Genomic DNA, 10,937 nt, shown 5'->3' on the forward strand with positions numbered 1-10,937 from the left:
TTGTAAACGCGCTCAATATGAGCGCGTTTTTTATGCGGTTATATCAAAACGGTCTCTGTAGAAAATGTATGCTACTTGTTTCAATACTTTTTTAATGGATGATGACCGGCTTGAATGATCGTGTACCGTATGGTCCGATTTCAGTACATTACCCTTCCTGCGGCCCTGCCGGACCTTCAATGGATGGCAGAGTCTGCATGACAGGATGAGACGTGTTTTTATGAATGCTCTCGCCCCGACCTCATGAAAGGAGCCCCTGATGGATGACCTGCGTCGTTACCTGCCGGCAGTGGATGTGCTGCTGTCCCATCAGGCGATGGAGCGCTCGCAGATCAGCCACCGTCTTAAAAGACGTGCCGTGCGCGACCTGCTTGCCAGCGAACGCCAGCGGCTTTCCCGGGCTGGTGCCACGCTTCTCGAGCCGGAACAGCTGGTCACGCAGGCACTTGGTATGGCCCGGTCATTGAGCGCCTCCAGTGCGCCCAGCGTTTTCAACCTGACCGGTACCGTCATCCATACCAATCTGGGGCGGGCACCGCTGGCCGAGCCTGCCATCGCGGCCATGACCCGGGCCGCCCGATATTCCCTGGCGCTGGAGTACGACATCGACAGCGGACAGCGGGGGGATCGCGATCACGTCGTTGAATCGCTTTTATGCGAGCTGACCGGAGCTGAAGCCGCCACCGTGGTCAACAATAATGCTGCCGCCGTCGTGCTGACGCTGTCGGCGCTGGGGGCCGGTCGTGAAGCCGTCATTTCACGCGGGGAGCTCATTGAAATCGGGGGCTCGTTTCGCCTGCCCGACATCATGCACACCTCCGGCTGTTATCTGCGCGAAGTCGGGACCACCAATCGCACCCACGCGCGCGATTTCGAGCAGGCCATGGGAGAGGCCACCGGCATGATCTTCAAGGCGCATACCTCCAACTACGCTGTTGAAGGCTTTACGGCCGCCGTTGAAGAGAGCGAGCTGGCCCGCATTGCACATGCCCGGGAAGTGCCCTTCATTGTCGATCTGGGCAGTGGGGCGCTTACGGATATGGCCGCGCTGGGGCTGCCCGATGAGGCCCGTCCTCGCCAGAGTATCGAGGCTGGAGCAGACGTGGTGACCTTCAGCGGTGACAAGCTGCTTGGCGGCCCCCAGTGTGGCCTGATCGTAGGCAGTCGTGACTATATCGATCGTATCCGGCGGCATCCGCTCAAGCGCGCGCTGCGTGTCGACAAGCTGATCATGAGCGCGCTGGAGGCCACCCTGCAGCTTTACCGTGACAGCGACGAGATCGAGCGCGATATCCCGACACTGACGCTGCTGACACGTTCGCAGGACGATATTGCCGCCACGGCCGAGCGTCTGCTGCCGGCCCTTGTCGAGCATCTACCCGATATGCAGGTCAGCATCGCCTCATGCAAAAGCCAGCTGGGCAGTGGTGCCTTGCCGGTGGATCGCCTGCCCAGTCATGCGCTCGTGGTGGCATCGACCACGCATGAGCGCCGCGCAGGGGAGCGCAGCTTGCGCCTGATTGAAACCGCTTTCAGACAACTGCCAAGACCTGTCATTGGACGACGGCATGATGGGGCGCTCTGGCTTGATCTGCGCTGTCTTCAGGGCGAGGCCGAGGAGCGCGCCTTCGTGGAGCAGCTCTGTCATCTCTCGCTCAATCGGAAAACCGGATCATGATCGTAGGAACGGCAGGCCATGTTGATCATGGCAAGACAGCCCTGATTCACTCGCTGACCGGCATCAGCACCGACCGTCTGAGCGAAGAGCAGGCCCGCGGCCTGACCATCGAGGCCGGCTATGCCTACCCGGAGATGTCTGACGATTTCGAACTCGGGTTTATCGATGTGCCCGGGCATGAAAGGTTTATCCACAACATGCTTTCGGGCGTGGCAGGTATTGATACCATGCTGCTGGTTGTGGCGGCCGATGATGGCGTCATGCCACAGACCCGGGAGCATCTGCAGATACTGCGTCTGCTGGGCATCGATCGCGGTGTGGTGGCGCTGACCAAGTGTGACCTGGTCGAGCGGCAGCGGGTTCTGGAGGTGCATGAGGAAATTCAGGCCCTTCTGGCCGGCTCGCCGCTGGAAGACTCGCGGGTCTTTGAAGTTTCCAGTCGGACCGGTGAGGGTATCGCCGCGCTCAAGGACGAACTCTGGAGACGGGCTCAGGCCAGCGATGCCGAAGTCACGCAGGGCAACTTCCGCATGGCCGTGGATCGTGCCTTTACCAAAACCGGTTCAGGGCTTGTGGTCACGGGCACGGTCGTGGCCGGCGAGATCTCGGTTGGAGACAGCGTCAGATTGTTTCCATCCGATCATGGTGCCCGTGTCAGGGGACTTCGACGCCAGGGGCGCGTAGCAGAACATGCCCGCCAGGGAGACAGGCTTGCCCTGAACCTGGCAGGGCCGGGCATCGACCGGGAGATCGTTCAACGCGGTGACTGGGTGGTGGCTCAGGCCCTGCCGACACCGTCGCTGACGCGCGTGGATATTGCTCTGGAGCTGCTGGAAGATGCGCCCCCTCTGAGTCACTGGTCGGGTGTGCATCTGCATCTGGGGGCATCGCACGTTACCGGGCGTATTTCCCTGCTGGAAGGCCAGCAGCTGCTGCCCGGCGGACGCATGCTGGCACAGATGATTCTGGAATCACCTCTGCATGCCTGCCTGGGGGATCGCGTGATCGTTCGCGATCATGGCGCACGGTATACCATTGGTGGCGCTGTCGTGCTTGACGGCACACCGCCGCGCCGCGGTCAGCGCTCAAAGGCACGGCTTCAGTGGCTGGAGAGCTGTCGTCAGGCGGTCATGGCCAGCCCCGCAGGTATCTCTCTGGCTGAACCGCTTAAAGTGGCTCTGACGCTGCGCCCGGACGGCCCGGACGTTTATGGCCTGGCGCGGAACTTCAATCGTACCCCCGCCTCGCTGGCCCGGGAGTTCGAGGCGCTGGGGGCATGGGTCATCAGTGCTGGCCAGGAGATGCGAGCCTTTTCACCGCAGGCACTGGAGTCACTTCGAGTGCGCATACTCGAGGTGGTCGCTGACAATCACGAGCGTGAGCCGGCCATGCTGGGCACCGAACGCGAGCGTCTGCGCCGTCAGGTCATGCCGGGGCTTCCCAGTGCGCTGTTTCGCCAGATTGTTCAGCCGCTGATGACGACAGGAATGCTGAAACAGCATGGCCCCTTTTTGTCGCTGCCGGAGCATCAGGCGGCGCTGTCCGATGAGGAAGAGACACTGTGGCAGCAGATCCAGCCGTATCTTGCTGCAACGCCCTTTGATCCGCCCAGAGTGCGGGATCTGGTGGGAATGACCGGTATTGAAGAGGGACAGGTGCGTCAGGTGTTGACCTCGGCGGCGCGCCTGGGTCGGGTCTATCATGTGCGCCGCGATCATTTCTTCCTCGCCCGGTCCGTCTCCGAGATGGCCGACATGATCCAACAGCTTGAGCAGACACAGGGCGCGGCACATGTGGCCAGCTTTCGTGATCAATTGGGTATCGGACGCAAGCTGGCCGTCATGATTCTGGAATTTTTTGATCGAATTGGCTATACACGGCGGGTGCGCGATGATCATGTCGTACGTCGGGCCGACATGTGGCATTAATTACGCTATCATGCAGACTTGCTGTAATACCTGTTGATGGTATGCCTGCTGACATCGTCCGATTACGGAAAGGCTTCGTCCCCCGGTGGGGCGCTCGGGCTTCAAACCCGAGAGGGGCTGCCAGCAGTCCCTGGTGGGTTCGACTCCCACGCTTTTCCGCCATTCCGTCACCGGCCAATACAGCAGCATTCCTTTCCTTTTGTTGTTTCAAACACCTTTTGCGTGCCTGATCATGAATCCTGCTTGATCAGTACCCCCGAATCTTTCATTTGGCCTGATCCCCCGGCGACGTCACAATACACGGCATCAATCGATGGTTGACCGCTGCCCTACATGGGCAGATCAAGGGCGCACAAATGTCCTTGCCCGGTCGGCAGCATGACTCGTCAAAAGGACCTTCAGACCCATGAGTGACTCCCGTGCCCCCGAACTCAGCTTCGAGTTTTTTCCGCCGCGTACCGAAGCTGGCCGCGACCGGTTGCCGGAGGTTTATACAAAACTGGCTGAACTCGATCCGCGTTTTTTTTCAGTGACTTTCGGTGCCGGTGGTACGACGCGAGATTTCACTTTTGATGCCGTCAAAAACATCTCGCGCGATACCGGGATCTGCACGGCGCCTCACCTTTCCTGCGTAGCCAGTAGCAGGGCTGATCTTCGCAGGCTTTTGACGCAGTATCGCGAGCATGGGATCAAGCGCATCGTGGCGCTGCGCGGCGATATGCCGTCAGGCATGATGGGGGTCGGGGAGCTGCGCTATGCCCGCAATCTTGTCGACTTCATTCGCGAAGAAACCGGTGATCACTTTGATCTCACCGTAGCGGCATACCCGGAGTGTCATCCGCAGGCGCAAAACTTCGAGCGTGATATCGATCATTTTGTCGACAAGGTCCGTGCCGGGGCTGACATGGCCATCACGCAGTATTTCTTCAATCCGGACGCCTATCATCACTTTGTGGACAGGGTTCGGGCCCGCGGTTTGGATGTGCCGATCGTGCCGGGCATCATGCCGATCACCAATTACACCAAACTGGCCCGTTTTTCCGAAATGTGTGGTGCAGAAATTCCACGCTGGGTGCGTCGTCAGCTTGAAGCCTATGGCGATGACAGTGAGAGCATTCAGGCCTTCGGGCATGAAGTGGTGACGCGCCTTTGTCAGCAGCTGCTGGATCAGGGCGCGCACGGACTACACTTTTACACGCTGAACCAGACAGAAGCCTGCACGAATATCGTGGCTGATCTCTCGCTTGAGACTATCCGTCATTGATTGGTCGCCTGCTGCCAGGCGAACTAGTCTTGTGGGTACGCCAATCGTTAATGGGCTGACTCGAGAGGACTTCCGATGAAAAAAATGTTTCTGGCATCTGCACTGCTGGCGCTGACACCGCTTGCCATGGCCGACACGACGGTAGAGCTGCACAAGGCAACCGACAAGGGCGCAGGCGATTCCGTAGGCACCGTGACCTTCGAGGATACCGATTACGGGCTAATGGCCACTCCGGATATTTCCGGTCTCTCGGGCTCAGGCATGCATGGCTTTCATCTGCACGCCAATCCCAGCTGTGATCCTTCGACCACCGATGGCAAGGTAACACCGGCCGGTGCTGCCGGTGGCCATTTTGATCCGGAAGACACACAGACGCATGCCGGCCCCTATGCCGAGGACAGCCATCTGGGCGATATGCCGCTGCTGGTCGCAGACAACGATGGCAACATCAAAACGCCGGTGCTGGCGCCTCGCCTGAAAGAGAGCGACCTTGCCGGGCACGCCGTCATGATTCATGAAGGCGGCGACAACTATAGCGACACCCCGAAACTGGGCGGTGGCGGTGCGCGCTGGGCCTGTGGCGTGATTGAAGGCGCCAACTGATCCAGAGCGGTTGCTCACTGAAAAAAAGGCCCTGTCGGCGAATCGGCAGGGCCTTTTTAATGCATTGATGGTGAGTGCACTCGTTGCGCCAGTGGGGTTAGCGTTTGCCTGGATCGATGATTTTGACCGGCTGAAAGTCGTCGCTTTCTTTTTTCGGCTCACCCCTGGAAACGCGTGTCTCCAGCGGATCAAGCGTTTCTTCGGTCATGGGCAGCTGCTCGAAAAAGTCACAACTGACACACTCTCGATAGCGCGTGCCGTTGCTCTCCCAGCTGCGGATACGATCCATGGCGCTACAGCGCGGGCAGATGGCCCCGGCGATAAAGCGTTTGGGGGTTGACTGATTCATCAGGGCTCCTGACCGGCAGGCATCATCTGCCGGTCGTGATACAGGGGGTCAGGCGGTTTGGTGAATACCGCTATGGCGCAGCAGCGGCTCGATGCTGGGCTCGCGTCCACGAAACTCCTCAAACAGAACGGCAGCATCGCGGGCGCCTCCCTGTTCCAGAATGCTGGTGCGAAAACGCATGCCGGTGGTCTGGTCAAAGACGCCGGCGTCCTCAAAGGCCGACCAGGCATCCGCGGAGAGCACCTCGGCCCACTTGTAGCTGTAGTAGCCAGCCGCGTAGCCGCCGGCAAAGATATGGCTGAACCCGTGCTGGAAGCGGTTGAACTCGACTCTGGGCACCACCGAGACCTGATGACGAACGCTGTCCAGCAGCGACTGGATGTCTCCGGCATCTGGCGCCTGATACTCTCGATGCAGGCGCAGATCAAACAGCGAGAATTCGAGCTGGCGCACCATGGTCATGGCGGACTGGAAGTTGCGAGCGGCCTGCAAGCGCTTGAGCAGATCATCCGGCAGGGGTTCACCGGTATCCACATGGGCGGCGATCAGATCGAGGCCTTCGCGCACCCAGCAGTAGTTTTCCATGAACTGGCTGGGCAGCTCGACCGCGTCCCATGCCACACCGTTGATGCCGGAAATATCCGCCACCCGCTGACGGGTCAGCATGTGATGCAGGCCGTGGCCGAACTCATGAAACAGGGTCAGGACTTCATCGTGAGTCAACAGCGCCGGGCGATCCCCTACCGGACGGGTGAAGTTACAGGTCAGATAGGCCACCGGTAGCTGAAGACTGCCGTCTTCGCGCTCACGTCTGACCCGGCACTCATCCATCCAGGCACCGCCGCGCTTGCCTTCCCGGGCATAGAGATCGAGATAGAACCCGGCGATGACGGTGTCATTTTCCAGAATGTCGAAAAAGCGCACATCGCTGTGCCAGCGCGGTGCCTGGGTGTTTTCACGAAAGCTGACGTTAAAGAGTTTGCCGATGACCCGGAAAAGCCCTTCCACAGCGCCGGGCGCAGGGAAATAAGGGCGCAGCTCTTCCTGTGAAATGGCGTAGCGCGCCTCACGCAGCTTCTCGCTGGCATAGCCGGTATCCCAGGGGGCGAGCTGTTCGATGCCCAGCTCATCGTGGGCGAAATCGCTGAGGTTCTGAAACTCTTCGGTGGCCTGGGGGACGGCACGGCGGGCCAGATCCTGGAGGAACTCGAGCACCTGGTCCGGGCTGTCCGCCATCTTGGTGGCCATCGAGTAGTCGGCATAGGTGTCAAAACCGGCCAGTGCCGCAATCTCCTGTCGGAGCGTCACGATTTCTGCCATGACGCCCGAGTTGTCGAACTCGCCGGCATTGGGGCCCTGATCGGAGGCCCGGGTGACAAAGGCGGTATAGACCTCTTCGCGCAGGGCGCGGTCATCGGCATGGCTCATGATCGGAAAGAAGCTCGGGAAGTCGAGCGTGACGCGATAGCCCTCGACGCCCTTGGCCTCGGCGTTGGCGGCCAGCGTCTCCAGCGCACTCTGCGGCAGACCGCCCAGACGCTCGCGCGGGACGTCCAGATGCCAGGCCTGGGTGGCGTCCAGCACGTTGTTGGAGAAGGTGTTGGACAGCGTGGAAAGTCGGGCCTGAATCTCGCCAAATCTTGCCTTTTTTTCAGGCGGCAGATCGACACCGGCCAGGCGGAAGTCGCGCAGGGTGTTGTCGATCGATTTGCGCTGGCCCTGATCCAGCTGTGCATATTCTTCGCTCTCTGCCAGTGTCTGGAAGGCCCTGAACAGGCCTTCATGCTGACCCAGCCAAGTGCCGTAGGCCGACAGCTTCGGCAGGCACGCCTGATACGCTTCGCGCAGCGCCTGCGAATTCATGGTGGCATTGAGGTGAGATACCGGTGACCAGGCCTGAGAGAGCTGGTCGTTGATGGCTTCAAGCGGTACTGCCAGACCCTGCCAGGTATAGTCGCCCCCCTCGACCAGCGTTTCGATGGCTGCCCGGTTACGTGCGAGCAGCTCGTCCACGGCCGGCTCGATGATGTCGGGTGTAATGGCCTCGAAAGGGGGGAGCGCATGGGGTTCGAGCAGGGGATTGGTAGACATGAAGCGACCTCGCGGTTGGCGAAAGATATACTGCTGACAATGAGGGTGGCGGGCGCCGGTTTCAATGCGGGCGCGCGGCATCATGGGTCGATTAAGTGCGCCTCATGGCGCAGTAGAAGGGATGCAGGACATGTCCGAAGTGGTAGAGCGCTGGGGGTCACGCCGTGCGTTCATTATAGCAGTGACCGGGGCGGCAGTGGGTCTGGGCAATATATGGCGCTTTCCCTGGATGACCGGCGAAAATGGCGGCGCGGCCTTTTTATTGCTCTACGTGGTGTTTCTTGCCCTGTTGGGATTGCCGGTCATGGTGGCCGAAATCATGATCGGTCGCGCCGGGCGACGTACTCCCATGCAGGCGCTCACCTTTCTGGCACGCGATGCTGGCAGGAGTCGTCACTGGGGATGGCTGGGGCTTTTCGGTGGTATCACCCTGTTTTTTATCCTCTCGTTTTATTCCGTGGTCTCCGGCTGGTCGATCGAGTATCTGGTAGAGGCGCTGAGTGGCCATTTCGCGTCACGCTCTCCCGAGGAGATCGGCAGTGCCTTTGATACCTTTCTGGCCAGTCCCGGCCTGGTGCTGCTCAATCACAGCATTTTCCTGTTTCTGACCATGTCAGTGGTGGCCCTGGGCGTCGGCGGTGGTCTCGAGCGGCTCAATAACCTGTTGATGCCCCTGCTTTATGTGCTGCTGATTCTGCTGGTGGGGTATGCCTTTACGACCAGCGGGTTCACGGCCGCGCTGTCCTGGCTTTTCAAGCCTGATCTCTCGGCGGTGACCCTGATGGCCGTCTTCAATGCCATGGGGCACGCCTTCTTTACCCTGGCGGTGGGTGCGGGCGCCCTGATGGCCTATGGGGCCTATATGCCCGATGACCAGAGTCTGCCACGAGCCGTAGTGACCGTGGCCGTGCTCGATGTGGCGGTGGCGCTGCTGGCCGGCATTGCCATCTTCTCGATCGTTTTCTCGCAGGGCATGGACCCGGCTTCCGGTCCGGGGCTCATGTTCGTGACGCTGCCCATCGCCTTTGCCGACCTCCCCGGGGGCGCGCTCTGGCTGGGCTGCTTTTTTGTTCTGCTGCTGCTGGCGACCTGGACCTCTTCCATCAACCTTGCCGAACCCATGGTGGCCATGCTGGGCAGTGCCGGCATGGCCCGTCCATTGGCGGCATTGATCATCGGTGTCGGCGTCTGGGTGATGGGGCTGCCCTCGGCGCTCTCCTTTTCGATCTGGTCTGAGGTTCGCCTGTTCAACGACATGACGCTCTTTGATCTGGCCACCACCCTGCCGATCGACATCATGCTGCCCATCGGCGGATTGTTGATCGCTGTCTTTTCGGTCTGGGTCGTGGCGCCATCTCGCGCCATGGAGGCGATCGGCGCCGGTGAGCGCTTTTATCGGGTGTGGCGGTCGGTGGTGCGCTGGGTGTCCATTCCGCTGCTGCTTCTGGTGCTGCTGGGCTTTTTCCTGATGAAATAGTCAGGGCTCGGTGTAGCCGGGCCCGGGTATAGGGTGCTGGCGGCATCTTTCGGGTTGTTGCAGACTGACAAAACACATCGGGCAGGGAGAGAGTACATGGGGATTCGAAGCTTTCGAGGGATATCGCCATCGCTGGGGGAGCGTGTCTTCATTGATGACACCGCCGTGGTGCTGGGAGACGTGACGCTCGGGGATGATACGTCTGTCTGGCCAACGGCGGTCATTCGCGGTGACATGCACCGTATTCGTATCGGTGCCAGAACCAGCATCCAGGATGGTTCGGTGCTGCATATCACCCATGCCAGCGATTACAGCCCCGGCGGCTATCCGCTGACGATTGGGGATGACGTCACCGTCGGTCACCGCGCCATCCTGCACGGCTGCACCATTGCCTCGAAGGTGCTGATCGGCATGGGAGCCACGGTCCTGGATGGCGCCGTGGTGGAAAGCGAAGTGCTGGTGGCGGCAGGCGCTGTGGTGCCACCGGGCAAGCATCTGGAAAGCGGCTATGTCTACGGCGGCAATCCGGTACGCCAGCTGCGCCCGCTCAAGGAGTCCGAATACCGCTTCTTTGGTTATTCAGCGGCCAACTATGTGGCGCTCAAGGACGAGTTTCTTGCCACGGGAGATGAGTAAAGCTGTATCAGGGAGCCCTAGATCATTGTTGTTGCTGGGAAAATTGCGCCATAATATGGATTTATATCCAGTAGTTGAATTATGGCCAATTTTACAACGCATTTTACGGTGGCGGCTGTCGGTGGTGCCCTGGCAGGCGGACTGGGCTGGCAGGCGGGCCTCTGGCCCTTCGTTGACAGTTTTTCGGTCGCAGGGCTCGTCGCACTGGGTGGGATCGTTCCGGATATCGATGCCGACCAGTCCCGCGCGGTGCGACTGCTCTTTACCCTGATGGCCATGCTGGCCGTGATCGGTTGTGTGTCGGCGCTTCAGCCCTTTTTATCCCTGGCGGAGCTGAGTGGTGCGGGGGTCGGCGCCTATCTCTTTGTGCGCTACCCGCTCAGTACGCTCTTCAAGCGTTTCTCTGTTCATCGTGGCATCTGGCATTCCCTGCTGGCAGCGGTGCTTTCATCACTGGCCGTTGCTGTCGTGAGTTATCAGCTCTTTATACAGACCGCCATGCAGTCATGGATCCTTGCTGGCGCCATGCTGATTGGCGTGCTTATACATCTCCTGCTGGATGAGATCTACAGTATCGATATCGAAGGGCGTCGTCTGAAGCGCTCCTTTGGCACAGCCTTCAAGCTCTACGATTACGGTACGCCGCAGACGGCGCTGCTGATGGGCGTCGTGATAGTGTCGATGACACCCTGGTTGCCGCCTTATGGGGCACTGCAGAGTATTGGTCAGCGAGTGTGGGCACTGTGGCATTAAAGGCGGTGGCACGAACAAATCCACAAGCCCGTGACACAAATGTGAAAACTTTTTGCCGAAAAGGGTTGCGCCCTCGGGGTCTGATCTATAAAGTACGCATCCGCTGCCACGGAGCACACGGCGACGAGGCGGCGGGGAAGTCTGGCAGGTGATTGTTT

9 protein-coding genes and 1 tRNA gene are annotated in these 10,937 nt (G+C 60.0%); 8 read left to right on the plus strand and 2 right to left on the minus strand.

Translation table 11 applies throughout. The annotated features are described in order from the left end of the window. Window positions 1-259: 259 nt before the first annotated feature. The 5 genes from selA to sodC all read left to right on the plus strand — a co-directional run bounded on the left by selA (window position 260) and on the right by sodC (window position 5,473). Window positions 260-1,678 (plus strand): L-seryl-tRNA(Sec) selenium transferase, encoded by a 1,419-nt coding sequence (gene selA / locus Q0931_RS05750; protein WP_299258159.1) that lies wholly within the window; start codon window positions 260-262, stop codon window positions 1,676-1,678. Then, window positions 1,675-3,606, plus strand: coding sequence for a selenocysteine-specific translation elongation factor (selB, locus tag Q0931_RS05755; protein ID WP_299258161.1), 1,932 nt, complete (start codon window positions 1,675-1,677; stop codon window positions 3,604-3,606). Before selA ends, selB begins: the two co-directional genes overlap by 4 nt. 66 nt (window positions 3,607-3,672) lie before the next feature. Then, a tRNA-Sec gene (locus tag Q0931_RS05760) sits at window positions 3,673-3,768 on the plus strand. 244 nt (window positions 3,769-4,012) lie between these two features. Beyond that, the gene (gene metF, locus Q0931_RS05765) at window positions 4,013-4,870 is read left to right on the plus strand and encodes a methylenetetrahydrofolate reductase [NAD(P)H] (protein WP_299258163.1); all 858 of its coding nucleotides are present in this window, start codon (window positions 4,013-4,015) and stop codon (window positions 4,868-4,870) included. A gap of 75 nt (window positions 4,871-4,945) precedes the next feature. Continuing rightward, window positions 4,946-5,473 (plus strand): superoxide dismutase [Cu-Zn] SodC, encoded by a 528-nt coding sequence (gene sodC, locus Q0931_RS05770; RefSeq protein ID WP_366941577.1) that lies wholly within the window; start codon window positions 4,946-4,948, stop codon window positions 5,471-5,473. A 97-nt stretch (window positions 5,474-5,570) separates the two neighbouring features. Here sodC and Q0931_RS05775 read toward each other — a convergent pair whose 3' ends face one another. Both Q0931_RS05775 and prlC read right to left on the minus strand, forming a co-directional pair. Next, on the minus strand, window positions 5,571-5,822 hold the full coding sequence (locus Q0931_RS05775) for a YheV family putative zinc ribbon protein (protein WP_108840923.1): 252 nt from the start codon (window positions 5,820-5,822) through the stop codon (window positions 5,571-5,573). Between the two features lie 48 nt (window positions 5,823-5,870). Continuing rightward, on the minus strand, window positions 5,871-7,913 hold the full coding sequence (gene prlC, locus Q0931_RS05780; protein WP_299258168.1) for an oligopeptidase A: 2,043 nt from the start codon (window positions 7,911-7,913) through the stop codon (window positions 5,871-5,873). Between the two features lie 130 nt (window positions 7,914-8,043). Between prlC and Q0931_RS05785 the strand changes: the two genes are divergently transcribed. From Q0931_RS05785 to Q0931_RS05795, 3 genes are all read left to right on the plus strand, one after another. Next, window positions 8,044-9,390, plus strand: coding sequence for a sodium-dependent transporter (locus Q0931_RS05785; RefSeq protein WP_299258170.1), 1,347 nt, complete (start codon window positions 8,044-8,046; stop codon window positions 9,388-9,390). A gap of 96 nt (window positions 9,391-9,486) precedes the next feature. Further along, window positions 9,487-10,026, plus strand: coding sequence for a gamma carbonic anhydrase family protein (locus Q0931_RS05790; RefSeq protein ID WP_299258172.1), 540 nt, complete (start codon window positions 9,487-9,489; stop codon window positions 10,024-10,026). An 81-nt stretch (window positions 10,027-10,107) separates the two neighbouring features. Then, window positions 10,108-10,779, plus strand: a complete 672-nt coding sequence (locus Q0931_RS05795; protein WP_299258174.1) for a metal-dependent hydrolase — start codon at window positions 10,108-10,110, stop codon at window positions 10,777-10,779. Window positions 10,780-10,937: the final 158 nt, after the last annotated feature.

Source organism: uncultured Kushneria sp. (genome assembly GCF_947497025.1).
Taxonomy (GTDB): Bacteria; Pseudomonadota; Gammaproteobacteria; order Pseudomonadales; family Halomonadaceae; genus Kushneria.